This window comes from Arthrobacter sp. MPF02 (assembly GCF_046605375.1).
Taxonomy (GTDB): domain Bacteria; phylum Actinomycetota; class Actinomycetes; order Actinomycetales; family Micrococcaceae; genus Arthrobacter.
This window is the reverse complement of sequence record NZ_CP176772.1, coordinates 741,749-756,615: the sequence shown is the minus strand read 5'-3', so window position 1 is coordinate 756,615 and position 14,867 is coordinate 741,749. Positions and strand designations below refer to the sequence as shown.

The window sequence follows — 14,867 nt, the reverse complement described above, 5'->3', positions numbered from 1 at the left end:
GTATACTTAGCAAATGCGGCGCTGAAAGGGGCGGGACTGTAACAGACCCATTACAAAAATGGGCCCCACCAGCGCAAATGAGACCGGGAGGCAGGTTGTGTTGGGATGACGTCACTTTGGTTGGACCGCAGCGGGGCATTCACTTCTGATCCCTTCGAGCCCGACACCAAGTACGACACCGTGGTGGCCGGCGCGGGACTCACCGGCCTGGTGACGGCGCTCCTGCTGGCACGCTCCGGGCAAAAGGTACTGGTCCTCGAAGCACGCTTTCCCGGTGCCGTAACCACCGGAAACACCACGGCAAAGGTCACCTTGCTGCAGGGGACGTTCCTCTCCCAGCTCGCACGCCAGTACTCGCAGAAACAGGTACGGGCCTACGTGGACGGCAACCTTGAAGGCCAGGCGTGGCTGCTCCGCTACCTGGATGATCACGGCGTCCCCTACCAGCGCCGGGATGCCTACACGTACGCCACCACGCCGCAGGCGACGGAGAAGCTGCGCGAAGAGGTCAGCGCCGGAACCACTGCCGGGCTGGCCATGGAGTATGTCCGCGACGCCGGCCTGCCGTTCGCAGTGCACGGCGCGGTGCGCCTTCCGGACCAGGCGCAAATCCACCCCATGGAGGTGGTGGACACACTGGTGGCGGACATCCGTGGCCGGGGCGGGACGGTGGTCAGCGGCGTGCGGCTGCGGGACGTCACCGGAGACCTCCCTTCCGCAGTCAAGACGAACCGGGGCAGCGTCAGGGCTGACAGGGTGGTGATCGCCACCGGCATCCCTGTCTTGGACCGTGGGCTGTATTTCGCCAAACTGAAACCGAGCAGGTCCTATGCCGCGGCCCTCGAACTGCAGGAAGGGCAGGCGCCCCCTCCAGGCATGTACATCTCCGTGGAACAGCCCACCCACTCCCTGCGCGACTACGAGCACAACGGCCGCAGGCTCCTGCTGGTGGGCGGCCACGGCCACCACGTGGGCCGCGCCACATCGGAACGGGCCCACCTCAACGGTTTGCTCGACTGGACCCGGCAGCACTACCCCGGCGCGGTGACCACCCATGCATGGTCGGCGCAGGATTACATGGCCACCAATCTCATGCCGTTCTTTGGCAAGATGCCCCGCGGAAAGGGGCACATCTACTTCGGCACCGGCTACAACAAGTGGGGCATGACCAATGCGGTCGCTGCCGCCCTGGGGATCTCCGCGGACATCCTGGGCGGCCATGTGCCGTGGGCCGACACCATCCACCACCGCGTCACCTCCCCGTCCGGCGCATTTTCCGCTGTCGCCCTGAATGCCGGTGTGGCGGCCAAGATGGCCTCGGGCTGGGGGCAGCTCGCTGCCGAGGGCCTGAAGAAGGAGGGCGCCAAGGCCCTGAAGCGGGGCAAGGACCAGGCTCCCGCTCCCGCCCCGGCTCCCGTTATTCCTGCCGAGGGTGAGGGCACGGTGTACCGGGAAGGCACCCGTCCGGTAGCGGTCTCCACCGTGGACGGAACCACCTGCAAGCTGTCAGCGGTGTGCACCCACCTCGGCGGCATTGTGCACTGGAACGACAGCGAACGGACGTGGGACTGCCCGCTGCACGGCTCCCGCTTCACCAATGAAGGCAAGCTCCTGGAAGGCCCGGCAACCAAGGACCTCCCGCGGGACGGAAAGGCTTGAGCGAAGGTTCCGGAGGCACGGCCGTCCTGTCGGTGCCCTGGGGCATGATGGAGGCATGAGCCAGGAAAAGTCCGGAACGGGTGCGGCTGGCGCAGCGCCCCCTGTACCGATGGCACTGTCTGCACCGATGGCACAGTTCAGCAGGCCTACCCGTGAGTGGTTCCTGGGCGCTTTCTCCGAGCCGACGCCTGCCCAGTCGGGTGCCTGGAATGCCATCTCCTCCGGCTCCCATGCCCTGGTGGTTGCTCCCACCGGTTCCGGTAAAACCCTGGCTGCGTTCCTCTGGGCACTGGACCGTTTGCTCACGTCCGCCGCGGCAGTTCCGGAACCGGCTGCCGCTCCCCCGGCTGCAGCGGGGAAGGCCAAAGGCCGGCAGTCCCGGGCGCCGAAACGCAAAACCCGGGTCCTCTACATCTCACCGCTGAAGGCGCTGGGTGTCGACGTCGAGCGGAACCTCCGTTCGCCGCTGATCGGCATCACGCAGACAGCCAAACGGCTGGGTCTGCCGGCGCCCCTTATCAGCGTTGGCGTGAGGTCCGGCGACACCACGGCAGCGGACCGGCGGGCCCTGCTCAGCAACCCGCCGGACATCCTCATCACCACCCCCGAGTCACTGTTCCTGATGCTCACATCCAGGGCACGCGAGACCCTGGCCGAGGTGGACACCGTCATCATCGACGAGGTGCACGCCGTGGCCGGGACCAAGCGGGGGGCGCACCTCGCCGTCTCCCTGGAACGGCTCGATGCCCTGCTGCCCAAGCCTTCCCAGCGAATAGGGCTTTCCGCCACAGTGGAGCCGCGGGAGCTTGTGGCCCAGTTCCTTGCGGGGTCGGCGCCCGTGGAAATCGTGGTGCCGCCGGCCAAGAAGAACTGGGACCTCACCGTGTCCGTGCCGGTGGAGGACATGTCCGATCTCCAGGGGGCCGCGGGCGCCTTCGATTCAGGCCCAGCTTCCGGCCTCCAGCCCCAGGCCTCCATCTGGCCCCACGTTGAGGAAAAGATCGTGGACCTGGTGCTGGCCAACCAGTCCACCATCGTGTTCGCCAACTCCCGCCGGCTGTCAGAACGGCTGACGGCCCGGCTCAATGAGATCTACGCCGAGCGCCAGCTGGTGTCCGTTGGGGGCGGCTGGGACGATCCCGGCGCGGGAGGGCAGGAAGCTGACTGGGGCTCCGCGCCCGGTGTCCCGGCGTCGGGCGTTCCTGTTTCAACTGCCACACCGGCGCACATGATGGCGCAGGCGGGGAGCACGGCCGGCGCGGATCCGGTACTGGCGAGGGCTCACCATGGTTCTGTCTCCAAGGACCAGCGCGCGCTGATCGAGGATGACCTGAAATCCGGACGCCTGCGCTGCGTGGTGGCAACGTCCTCGCTGGAGCTCGGAATCGACATGGGCGCCGTGGACCTGGTGGTGCAGGTTGAATCACCGCCGTCGGTGGCCAGCGGCCTGCAGCGTGTGGGACGCGCCGGCCACCAGGTGGGCGAAGTGTCGCAGGGCGTCCTGTTCCCCAAGCACCGGGCGGACCTGGTCCACACCGCCATTACCGTGGAGCGGATGCTTGACGGCAAGATCGAGCGGCTCAGCATCCCGGCCAATCCCCTGGACATCCTGGCCCAGCAGACCGTCGCCGCTACCGCGCTGGGAAGCATCGACGTGGAGGAATGGTTCGCCACTGTCCGGCGTTCCGCGCCGTTCGCGTCGCTTCCCCGCTCGGCCTTCGAGGCGACCCTGGACCTGCTGGCAGGCCGCTACCCGTCGGATGAATTCGCGGAGCTGCGGCCCCGGATTATCTGGGACCGCAACGCCGGCACCATCGAGGGCAGGCCGGGATCCCAGCGCCTGGCGGTGACCTCCGGCGGGACCATTCCGGACCGCGGCTTGTTCGGCGTCTACATAATCGGCACCGAAATCGAGGGTTCGGCCTCCCCGTCCGAAGACGGAAAGCCGGCTCCGGCGCCCAAGGGTGGCCGGCGCGTGGGCGAACTCGACGAGGAGATGGTGTACGAGTCCCGCGTTGGTGACGTCTTCGCGCTGGGCGCCACCAGCTGGAAGATCGAGGACATCACGCATGACCGCGTCCTCGTCTCCCCCGCCTTCGGCCAGCCCGGCAAGCTGCCGTTCTGGAAGGGCGATTCACTCGGCCGGCCGGTGGACCTGGGCCGCGCCCTGGGCGCGTTTGTCCGGGAACTGTCCGCTTCGGACCCCGGTCCTGCCACCGAACGGTGCAAGGCCAGCGGCCTGGACGAGTTTGCTGCCAACAACCTCATCCAGTACCTGACGGAACAGAAACAGGCCACGGAAGTGGTGCCAAGTGACACCACGCTGGTGGTGGAGCGGTTCCACGACGAACTCGGCGACTGGCGGGTCATCCTGCACAGCCCGTTCGGCATGCCTGTGCACGCGCCCTGGGCCCTCGCGGTGGGGCAGCGCCTCCATCAGAGGTACGGCATGGACGGCTCCGCGATGGCAGCCGACGACGGCATTGTCCTCCGTGTGCCCATGATGGAGGATGAGCCGCCGGGGGCGGAGTTGTTCCTGTTCGACCCCGAGGAGCTTGAACAAATTGTCACGGCGGAGGTTGGCGGCAGTGCGCTGTTCGCTTCGCGGTTTCGGGAATGTGCGGCACGCGCGCTCCTGCTCCCCCGCCAGACCCCAGGCAAGCGGCAGCCGCTGTGGCAGCAGCGGCAGCGCTCGGCCCAGCTCCTGGACGTAGCCCGAAAGTACCCCACCTTCCCGATCGTGCTGGAAACCGTACGTGAGTGCCTGCAGGACGTTTACGACCTCCCGGCCCTGAAGGACATCGCCGCGTCCGTTGAACGCCGGGAGCTGCGGATTGTGCAGACCACCACGTCCCAGCCCTCGCCGTTCGCCAAGTCGCTCCTGTTCGGCTACGTGGCGCAGTTCCTGTACGAGGGCGACTCCCCGTTGGCGGAACGGCGGGCCGCCGCCCTTGCCCTGGATTCCACACTGCTCAATGAGCTGCTGGGGCGCGTGGAGCTGCGGGAGCTGCTGGATGCCAAGGTCATCGAGGCCACCGAGCGGGAGCTGCAGCGACTGGCGCCGGACCGGCGGATGCGGGGCCTTGAGGGTGTGGCAGACCTGCTGCGGCTGCTCGGTCCGCTCTCCCCGGAGGAAGTCGCCGCACGCCTGGCGCCGGCAGGTGAGCCGGACGTTGAGCCCGTTGAAGCCCCGGCGGTTGGGCCTGGGGAAACCGATGCCGAAACCGAGTCCGCCGGAACCCGGAACCTGAACTCCGCGGCAACCATCACCGAAACTACCGCCCACCTGGCTGCCCTGCAGCGCGCCAACCGGGCCATCAAAGTGAACATCGGCGGCGTGGAGCGGTTTGCTGCCGTAGAGGACGCCGCCCGGCTCCGCGATGCCTTGGGAGTGCCACTGCCGATGGGCGTGCCACTGGCGTTCATCGAGCCGGTGGCCGATCCCCTTGGCGACCTCGTCTCCCGCTACGCCCGTACCCACGGCCCCTTCACGGCCGCCGAGGCGGCAACCCGGCTGGGGCTCGGTGTCGCGGTGGTGGGCACGGCCCTGAAACGGCTGGCCGCAGACGGGCGTGTGGTGGAAGGTGAGTTCCGGCCGCACCCCACCGTGCCCGAAACGGCACCGGCCGGCCAGCCGGCAGACGCCGCCGATGCGGATACCGGGCTGGAGACCAGCCAAGCGGTTCCTGAGCCGGCAGGAACTGCAGGCGCGGCACCGGCACCGGAGCCTCCGCATACTGTTGCAAGCGAATGGTGCGACGCCGAGGTCCTTCGGAAGCTGCGCCGTCGTTCCCTTGCAGCCCTGCGTGCCGAAGTTGAGCCGGTGGATACCGCCGCCTACGGGCGCTTCCTGCCTGCCTGGCAACACGTGCGGGTTCCGGGCGGCGGACGCGGCCAGCCCTCGCTTCGCGGACTGGACGGCATCGTCACTGCGATCGACCAGCTCTCCGGCGTGCCCGTTCCCGCATCGGCGTGGGAACCGCTCATCCTGGCAAGCCGCGTGTCCAACTACCAGCCGGCCATGCTGGACGAGCTGATGGCAGCGGGCGAAGTTCTCTGGTCCGGGGCCGGGGCCTTGCCCGGAAACGACGGCTGGATCAGCCTGCACCTGGCCGACTCAGCGGAACTGACCCTAAACCCGGTTCCAGAGTTCCAGCCGGGCGATGCCGGGCAGCGCCTGCTGGACCATCTGCGGAACAACGGCGGCGGCTACTTTTTCCGGCAGTTGACGGATGTTGCCGGCGGCATGGATGCTGTGCTCAGCGACCAGGAAGTGGTCACCGCCCTCTGGGAGCTGGTGTGGGCGGGCCGGATCACCGGAGACACGTTCGCCCCTGTCCGGGCCCTGATTGCCGGCGGCCACACCGCTCACCGCCAGGTGGCGCGCGCCCCGCGGGCAAGGTCACCCCGGCTTAGCAGGCTGGGGCGTTCCCACGGCACCGGACTTATGGGATCGCCAGGGCTGGCCGGCGGCCGCCATGGCAGCGCCGCAGTGGCAACTCCCCCCATGGCTGCCGGCCGGTGGTCCGCACTTCCGGAGCCGGAACTCGATCCCACCATTCACGCACGCGCCACGGCAGAGCTCCTGCTGGACCGCTACGGCGTGGTCACCCGGGGTTCGGTGATGGCCGAGCAAATCCTTGGCGGTTTCGGCCTGATGTACAAGGTGCTGGCCCGGCTTGAGGAAGCAGGACGCTGCCGGCGCGGCTACTTCATCGAGCATCTGGGGGCGGCCCAGTTTGCCGTGCCCGCCACTGTGGACAGGCTGCGCTCCTACTCGGAAGACACGCAGCTTGCCAAACCGGAGCCCGTGGCACTGGCCCTGGCCGCCACCGATCCTGCCAACCCGTATGGCGCGGCGCTGCCCTGGCCTGCCCTGCAGGACGACGCCGGCACCGGCCACCGTCCCGGACGAAAGGCGGGGGCGTTGGTGGTCCTGGTGGACGGAGCGCTGGTCCTCTACGTGGAACGCGGCGGCAAGACCCTGCTGGCCTTCACTGACGACGAAGCCGTCCTGGCTGCCGCAGCTGCCGCCCTGGTGGGCGTTGTGACGCGCGGGGCAGTAGACAAGCTGGTCATGGAAAAGGTCAACGGGCACGACATCCTTGGCACCCCCGTGGCGTCCGCCCTCAGCTCCGCCGGGGCATACTCCACTCCGAAGGGGTTGAGGCTCCGTGCCTGAAGGGGATTCCGTCTGGCGTGCCGCAAACCAGCTGCACAAAGCCCTGGCAGGGCAGAGACTTCTTGCCTCCGACTTCCGGGTTCCGCGCTTCGCCACCTTGAACCTGGCGGGCTGGACCATGGAGGAAGTGGTGCCCCGCGGCAAGCACCTCCTGATGCGCGTGGTGGGGCCCGACGACAAAAGGCTCACCATCCATTCCCACCTGAAAATGGAGGGAGCATGGCAGATCTATCCGCCCGGGGGCCGGTGGCGCAAGCCGGGCCATACGGCAAGGTGCGTGCTGCGCACGCCGGCGGCGGACGCCGTCGGATTTTCCTTGGGGCTCCTGGAAGTGGTGGCCACGGCCAACGAGGACTCGGTCGTAGGGTTCCTGGGGCCGGACCTCCTCGGCCCGGACTGGGACCTGGACGAGGCGGAGCGGCGGGTGCGGGCATCCCCGGACGTCCCGGTCGGCGTCGCCCTGCTCGACCAGCGGAACCTTGCCGGCATCGGCAACATCTACCGCTGCGAGGCGTGCTTCCTCTCCGGCGTGCACCCGGCCACCCCGGTATCGCAGGTTGCCGACGTCCGGACCATGGTCACTGACGCCAAGCAGCTGCTGGAGGTCAACCTTGGCCCCGGCCGCCGGGTGACCATCCTCAACGCCCGCGGCATGCCGGTGGGCAGGATGGCCGGCCGGCCCGGCTACTGGGTGTACGGCCGGGAGCACAAGCCGTGCCTGAAGTGCGGAACTCCCGTCCGGCGCGGGCTGCTGGGGAAGCCGAACGGTGACGAGGAACGCGACATCTACTTCTGCCCGCGCTGCCAGCCGGCGCCGGTGTAGGCGCCGGCTGCCTGACAAACGGGTTTAGGGCACGGCCGCAGGAACCGGCTTGGCTTCTGTTCCGGCGGCCGGGACCGTGAACAGCGGCAGGAGGAGCTGGACCAGCGGCCCGATGGCCAGCGCGTAAACAACCGTCCCCACGCCCACTGAACCGCCCAGCAACCATCCGATGGCCAGTACCGATACCTCGATCAGGGTGCGGGACAGCCGGACTGACCAGCCGGTGCGCCGGGCCATACCAGTCATCAGTCCGTCGCGTGCGCCGGGGCCGAACCGTGCGCCGATGTAGCAGGCCGAGGCGATGCCATTGAGCAGGACGGCGCCGGCAAGCATGCCGACCTGGCCGGCAAGGTGGGACACCGCAGGAACCACGGCGAGCCCGAGATCTGCAAAAACACCCACCAGGACCGCATTGCAGAGGGTGCCGAAGCCGGGGCGCTGGCGCAGTGGAATCCACAACAGCAGCACCAGGAAGCTGACGATGATCACCACTACGCCGATGCTCAGCCCTGTCCGGCCGGACACACCCTGGTGAAAGACATCCCACGGGTCGAGGCCGAGCCCGGCTCGGATGAACAAGGCCAAGGAGATGCCGTACATGGCGAGGCCGATGAAAAGCTGGATGAGTCTTCGGGGCAGCATGCATCCAACCCTCCCATGCAACTGGCCTTGGATTACATAGCCAGTCTGAAATACTGGCTACATGGCCAGCTCCCTTCCCGCACCAGCATTGTCCCGGCTCCTGGGTCCATGGAAGCGTGGAACCGGACCGGGCTACCGCGAACTCGCTGAGGTGGTCCGGCTCCTCATCCTTGACGGCCGGCTGCCTTTGGAAACGGCACTACCCAGCGAGCGCGCCTTGTCCGAAGAACTCGGCGTCAGCCGGACCACCGTGACGGCCGCCTATGCAATCCTTCGGGAGCAGGGGTTCCTCAGCAGCGGCCAGGGCAGCCGGGGACGGACACGCATTCCCGACCTGAACGGGTTTGGACCCAGCCTCTCCGGCCTGGCAGGCTTCGCCACCGGGTTCTCCGGTGCCCGGTCCTCCGGCACCGGTCCGGCATCCGGACCCGCAACCATGACTGCGCCCGGCCTCGCCGCCCCGGAAGGACTGATCGATCTGGCCTACTCCGCCCTGCCGGCCAGCGGCGAGATGGTGCACCGGGCCTTCGCCGCAGCGCTGACGGAACTTCCCGCACTGCTGCCGGGGTTCGGGTATGACGCCATCGGACTGCTCCCCCTCCGGCAGGCGATCGCGGACCGTTACACCGCGGCCGGAGTCCCCACGCGGGCAGCACACATCATGGTGACCTCCGGCGCGCAGCACGCGCTGACGATCATTTTGCGCACCCTGGTGGAACGCCATGACCGGGTGCTCGTGGAGCATCCCAGCTATCCCAATGCACTGGACGCGATCCGGGCTGCACGATGCAGGGCCCTTCCGGTCGCGTTTACGGCAGAGGGCTGGGACCTGCCCGCCCTGGAAGCAGTCATCGCGGAGCAGCGCCCCCGGATCGCCTACCTTGTGCCCGACTTCCACAACCCCACGGGCATGATCATGCCGGATCACCAGCGGCGGCGGCTGGTACGGGCGGCGGACGCGGCGGGGACGGTGCTGGTGGCTGATGAAACGCTCCGTGAGTTGAACCTCGACGGCGTTCCCACCGCTCCGCTGGCAGCCTTCAGTTCCGCCGTGGTCACCATTGGATCGCTCAGCAAATCCCACTGGGCCGGTCTGCGGACCGGCTGGATTCGCGCCGCCGAACCCATGATCCAGCGGTTCACCGCCGCGCGCAGCGTCCTGGACCTGGGCGGCCCGGTCATGGACCAGCTTGCCGCCGCCCATCTGGTAAGGGCACTCGACGAACCGCTACCCGCCCGGCTCGAGGATCTGCGCAGCAACCGGGCGGCGCTGCTGGAGCTGCTGCGGCAGCATCTGCCGGAATGGGAGCCGACCTATCCCGTGGGTGGACTCTCCGTCTGGTGCCGGTTGCCGGCACCCTCAAGCACCGCCCTGACGGTTTTGGCACCAGAGTTTGGCATCCGCCTGGCGGCCGGACCGCGGTTCGGGATTGGCGGCGCCTTCGAACGCAATCTTCGCGTGCCGTTCACCCTTCCGCCTGAAAAGCTCAAGCTTGCCGTGCTGGCTTTGCGCGCGGCCCAGGAAAGGCTGAATGCCGCTCCCCAGCTCCGGCGGACCCTCAGGGATCCGCCTGCTACGGCCATCGCCTGACGCCCCACGTTCCCTGCATTCAGCCCGGGCTTTTCGACGCGGCACTTCATCCCCGACGCGCAAACTACCTGACGCGGCCCCCATACCAGCCGCGCCAGGTAGTTTGCGGGTCGAACCCGGTTTTGCGCGTCGACCAGCGGTCCGTTACACGTACACGCGCTCCAGGAAGTCACCCCAGGCCTTGGCGGTGGTTTCGGAGTCACCGGCGCCGCTGAAATCATGCACGGTCATCCCTACCGGCGCACCCCAGGCGTTGCGGCCGAAGAAGCGGTACATGGTGTCGGCCGTCCGCAGGCCCAGGAAGTGCTCGTTGGAGAAGTCCACTTCGCCGGTAAGCCGCCCTACGCCGTCGAGCTCCACGTCCACCCGGGAGCCCTGCGCCGCGGATTCAACGCCCAGCGCTTTGCGGAGCTGCACGAACCCGTCCGGGACCTGGGACGCGGCCGGACCCTGGATGTCGGTGAAGACCACCGGCTTGCCGTCGAAGTGCTGGAGGTACTGCCCCAGCGTATGCAGGTAGAACTTGGTGTGGCGGCTCGCGCCGTCGTACTGCTGGTCCCAGTTCTCGGCGAAGATGCCGCTGTGGACGTAGTGCAGCCGGGCCCGCCCGCCTTCAAGCGGTTCCAGGACGTGCTCCAGCTGGTTGAACCAGCCGTCAGGGCCCTCGATCCGGGTGACCAGGTGTGAGGGGTACTCATTGACCGTCTTCACGTCCGGCCACTCATCGGTCGGGAACATCCAGGCCGGCGTGCCGGTGGTGACGGCCTCCCACACCCGCTCCGGTGTGCCGGGAAGTTCGGTGTCGTAGACGATTTCGAAGTTGCGGTTGTCAGCCATTGTCCTGCTCCTTGCTTGTGGGTGTTTGGTTGGTTGTCTTGAGTGCGGGGTGCAGTGCCACCACCAGCCGGTGCCGCCTTCCGCCTGAGGAGGACGCGCCGTCGTGGTACTTGTCCACCAGGCGCGTCACCGCCACGCCGAGCTCTTCGGCGAAAGCGGCACGGTCGGCCGCCGTACGGAACGTGATGTCCCCGTCGATGGCGAAGGTGGCCAGTTTCTGCCGAACCGCTGCGGCGCCCGTGATCAGCTGTCCCATCTCCTGCACCATCCGGCCGGCGAGCGCAAGCAGCCAGAAGGCGGAAAACCTGTCGGCGAAGCGGCGCGGATCCGGGGACACCGATGCCAGAGCTGCGGGAGAGATGAGGTAGGACGCGGCGGTGGCTTGCAGGACGCGTTCGTTCACGTTGCCCTTGCGGCGCTCCTCCACCAGCTCCACCAGGCCGTGCCGCTCCAGTGCCTTTAGGTGGTAGTTGACCTTCTGGCGGGGAAGCCCCACCTTTGCCGCCAGCTGGGTGGCCGATGCGGGCTCGGCCAGCTCGCGGAGAATCCGGACGCGGATCGGGTCCAGCGACGCTTCCGCCGCGGCCGGGTCCTCAATCACTGCAATGTCTTGCATGGTTCAAGTATCAGTACCGACAACTTTTCTTGTCAAGAACTTTTTTCTCGTCGGCGAGAGCCGAAGAGGGAAAGGTCAAAGGAAGCCCGCAAAGTAGTATGGACCGGTGATGCAATGTCCCCTCCCCGTCCGCGACGGCGTTAATGCCACCCGCCTGCGCCTGCCGGACGAAGGACCCTGGGATACCGCCATGGACTACATGATGCACCGCTGGGGCCACATTGACCCCCAGGGCATCGAGGACAGGTTCGACGCCGGCGAGATCGTGGGCGAGGGCGGTGTCCCGCTGCACCGTGGCACTCCCCTGCAGGACCACACCTTCATCTGGTACTACCGGACGCTGCCGCCGGAGACGCGTATTCCGGTGGAGATCGGGATACTGCACCAGGACGAACACCTGCTGGTGGTGGACAAGCCGCACTTCCTGCCCACCACACCGGGCGGCACCTACATCCAGGAATCGGCCCTGGTGCGGCTCCGGAACCAGCTGGACCTGCCCGACCTCATTCCCATGCACCGGCTGGACCGCATGACCGCCGGCGTGCTGTTGTTCTCCACCAACCCGAAGACCCGCGGCAGGTACCAGGTGCTCTTCGAGAAGCGGCAGGTGCAGAAGGAGTACGAGTGCGTGTCCGCCGCCGAGCCCGCTCCCGGGCATCCCGCCGTCGAGTTTCCCGTGGTGGTTCGCAACCGCATGACCAAGTCCCGGAGCTACCTCCTTGCCGAGGTGGTCGAGGGCGAGCCGAATGCCGAAACCCGGATTGAGCGCCTGGAAACGTTCGACGGCGGGCCTGCGGCAGGTGCCCCCGCCGCCGCGGATGCGGCTTCCGGTGGTCCTGCCCGCCTTGCGCGCTACCGGCTGGAGCCGCACACCGGAAAGACTCACCAGCTGCGCGTGCACATGGCGTCGCTGGGCCTGGGCATCATCAATGACGCCTTCTACCCGGAGCTGCTGGACAAGGCACCGGACGACTACTCGAAACCCCTGCAGCTCCTGGCCCGCGGTATCCGGTTTGTGGATCCCATCTCCGGGAAACCGGTGGAGTACCGCAGTGCGCTGGAGCTGAGTGAGGCAGCAAGGGACCGGTCCGCCCAGTCGGTATGACTTAGAGGCCCCGCACCACTGCTGCAGCTGCCTGCAGCCAGGCTTCCCGGGTTGCCGGCTGCAGCGCCTGGTAGTTCAACCGGGCGCCGGACACCAGGGAGCGGTCGTACGGAACGCCCAGGACTTCCCGGGTCAATCCCGCAAAGTGGCTGCGGGCCCTCCGCAGCAGATCCTGGTCGATCTGCGGGGACGGGGCAGCGAGGAGGGTGACGGCGTTGCCGACTTTCTCTTGGTATCCGCGCTCGCGCAGCCCATCGATGAGCCATACCGCACTTGCCACCGTGTCCTCACGAAGGGTGGAGACAATCACCAGCTCGTCAGCAGCGGCCACGGCAGCCTCCCAGTTGGAGGACCGCATGTTGTTGCCCGTGTCCACCATGATGATCCGGTAGAAGCGCCGCAGCGCCGAATGAAGCCGGTCAAACTCCCGGCTGCCGATCGTTGCGGCCCCGGCGGCGTCCTCGTCCGAGGCCAGCACGTCGAACTGCGTGGAGCCCTGGTAGCGCACGTATTTGTCCAGATCCCCGATCCGTCCCAGGACCGGGTCCTCGAACCGGTCCACCTCCTGGAGCAGGTCAACGGCCGTCCGGGAGTGCCCGGCCAGGGGGGCACGCCAGCCGAGGGTTCCCCGGGTTTCATTGTTGTCCCACGCCAGGGTGTAGCCGCCGCGCTGGATACCCATCGTGGCGGCGAGAAGCAGGGTGGCTGTGGTCTTGTGGGCTCCGCCCTTGGGATTGACCACCACCACCGTGCGGGGCCCGTCCAGCCGGCGCTGCACGTCCTCAATCGCGCGCAGATGCGCGCGTTCCCGGCGGCCGGGGGCAGGGTTGATGGAGCTCCCGGTCAACCGGCGCAAGGCACCCTGCCAGCCATCCTCGGCGAGGACCGACGGCGGTGCAGGCCTCTCGGTGAGGAAGTCCTGGAGGGTGGGGACGGCGTCGCGCGCTCCAGCGGACGGGACATCGATGGCCATGGCCGTACTTCCTTTCTGTGATGGTTCCCCCGCCCGGCTGGCCAGAGCATTGGGGCCCCTCGGGGCTGCCCCTGCCCGCTTCCAAACCCGGCCTGCCAGGGGGCGCAGCACTGTGAGCACCATCAGCAGCAGCCGGTAGAGCAGGATCGCCAGGCCGGCCAACGGAAGGGAAAGCAGGAGGATGGACAGGATTGCGAGTGTGGCTGCAGCGGGATCCCCGGCCCCGGCGGCCGTTCCGGCATGCCCGGCGTGCTGCCCGATGGCACCGGCGGTCTGCTCCAGGATCAGCGGCAGGTTCAACAGCATCCAGCCCAGCGCCAGGAGCAGCAGAGGCACCACCGTGATGACCCAGGCGGTAACGATGCGGCGGGCGAAGGGCCGCAGTTCCTTGACGCGAGGATCCGCCGGACGGCCCGGCAGGAAGCTGAGCAGGACCGGTCGGATCCGGTTGAAGAGGTCCGGGACCCCGGCGATGTCCGCCAGGACAAAGTAGCCGTCAAACCGCAAAGTGGGAACCAGCTGCTGGACCATCTCGAGATGCATCAGGGCGGCGGCCAGGAGGAAAAAGCCCTCGCCCGTGGCCAGGTAAACGGTGCCGAAGGCCAGCAGGCACAGGCAGTTGAAATACAACCCGCCAAGGTCGGTCCGGATCCGGCCCGACCTGCCCAGCCTGTAGGAGTCGGTCACATTGGTGAAGAAGGCCGGGAAGACCAGGTAGACGCCGCAACCAATAACCCCCGGCCGGGCACCGCCGTACCGGCAGGCCGTGGCATGCCCGAGCTCATGGAACACGGCTCCCGCCGTCAGGAGGGCAAAAAGGCCAAGGAGCAGCGCAGGTGTTAACAGCACCTGCTGCAGGGACGCCGCGAAGTCGCCATGGAGGACCATCAGGATGTCGACGGCGGCCAGGGCAAGCACGACGCCGACAACCACCGGAGGCCAGTAGAGCGGAGACAGGATCTTCGCCAGGACGTTAACGGCCGCCTCCGGAAGGAGCGTCCCGCGCATCCGGAGCGCCAGCAACGGGTCGGCCTTGGGTGGATCGGCAGCCGCATGGGCTTCCAGCGAGGCATCACGGACAAGCCCCATGGGCGCCAGCCTGGTATTGAGGAGGTGGTGCAGCCCGCTGACGTCCAGCGTGCGGCCGTAGGCTTCGCTGACCTCGCGTGCAGACTGCTTAAGGGGCTTGCCGGCTGAGATGGAAACCATCACCAGGTTGAGCAGCTCGGAGAGCTGGACGATCTGCCCGTCGCCGCGCCGCAGCAGGTACGTGCGGTCTTTGAGTCCGGAACCTTCAACCTGGCCCAGGAAGACCAGCCCGGCTGTCGGGACCCAGCGCTGGCCATGCGCTGTGCCTGGTGCTGTTTCCACTGTCACCACCAAGATGTAGACCATCCGGACGGTGGGCACGCTCCGCCGTGGAGCATGCCCACCGGATG

The 14,867-nt window shown here is 67.7% G+C and carries 9 protein-coding genes; 5 read left to right on the top strand and 4 right to left on the bottom strand.

The window, feature by feature from the left end:
* The first annotated feature begins 105 nt into the window (after window positions 1-105).
* The 3 genes from ACLH0K_RS03655 (at window position 106) to ACLH0K_RS03645 (ending at window position 7,664) form a co-directional block, all read left to right on the top strand.
* Window positions 106-1,659, top strand: a complete 1,554-nt coding sequence (locus tag ACLH0K_RS03655) for an FAD-dependent oxidoreductase (protein ID WP_411375504.1) — start codon at window positions 106-108, stop codon at window positions 1,657-1,659.
* A 109-nt stretch (window positions 1,660-1,768) separates the two neighbouring features.
* On the top strand, window positions 1,769-6,841 hold the full coding sequence (locus tag ACLH0K_RS03650) for a DNA glycosylase AlkZ-like family protein (protein ID WP_411375503.1): 5,073 nt from the start codon (window positions 1,769-1,771) through the stop codon (window positions 6,839-6,841).
* Window positions 6,834-7,664, top strand: a complete 831-nt coding sequence (locus ACLH0K_RS03645; RefSeq protein WP_411375502.1) for an Fpg/Nei family DNA glycosylase — start codon at window positions 6,834-6,836, stop codon at window positions 7,662-7,664. Before ACLH0K_RS03650 ends, ACLH0K_RS03645 begins: the two co-directional genes overlap by 8 nt.
* 24 nt (window positions 7,665-7,688) lie before the next feature.
* Here the strand turns inward: ACLH0K_RS03645 and ACLH0K_RS03640 are convergent, their stop codons facing one another.
* On the bottom strand, window positions 7,689-8,306 hold the full coding sequence (locus ACLH0K_RS03640) for a YczE/YyaS/YitT family protein (RefSeq protein WP_411375501.1): 618 nt from the start codon (window positions 8,304-8,306) through the stop codon (window positions 7,689-7,691).
* 61 nt (window positions 8,307-8,367) lie between these two features.
* Between ACLH0K_RS03640 and ACLH0K_RS03635 the strand changes: the two genes are divergently transcribed.
* On the top strand, window positions 8,368-9,897 hold the full coding sequence (locus tag ACLH0K_RS03635) for a PLP-dependent aminotransferase family protein (protein WP_411375500.1): 1,530 nt from the start codon (window positions 8,368-8,370) through the stop codon (window positions 9,895-9,897).
* A gap of 144 nt (window positions 9,898-10,041) precedes the next feature.
* Here ACLH0K_RS03635 and ACLH0K_RS03630 read toward each other — a convergent pair whose 3' ends face one another.
* Window positions 10,042-10,734 (bottom strand): SRPBCC family protein, encoded by a 693-nt coding sequence (locus ACLH0K_RS03630; protein ID WP_411375499.1) that lies wholly within the window; start codon window positions 10,732-10,734, stop codon window positions 10,042-10,044.
* A complete protein-coding gene (locus tag ACLH0K_RS03625) occupies window positions 10,727-11,350 on the bottom strand; it encodes a helix-turn-helix domain-containing protein (RefSeq protein ID WP_411375498.1) in 624 nt (207 codons plus the stop codon). Before ACLH0K_RS03625 ends, ACLH0K_RS03630 begins: the two co-directional genes overlap by 8 nt.
* Before the next feature lie 109 nt (window positions 11,351-11,459).
* Between ACLH0K_RS03625 and ACLH0K_RS03620 the strand changes: the two genes are divergently transcribed.
* On the top strand, window positions 11,460-12,455 hold the full coding sequence (locus ACLH0K_RS03620; protein WP_411375497.1) for an RluA family pseudouridine synthase: 996 nt from the start codon (window positions 11,460-11,462) through the stop codon (window positions 12,453-12,455).
* Window position 12,456: 1 nt separating this feature from the next.
* Here ACLH0K_RS03620 and ACLH0K_RS03615 read toward each other — a convergent pair whose 3' ends face one another.
* Window positions 12,457-14,823 carry a MinD/ParA family protein gene (locus ACLH0K_RS03615; protein WP_411375496.1) on the bottom strand — a complete coding sequence of 789 codons (2,367 nt, stop codon included), beginning with the start codon at window positions 14,821-14,823 and terminating at the stop codon, window positions 12,457-12,459.
* Window positions 14,824-14,867 lie beyond the last annotated feature (44 nt).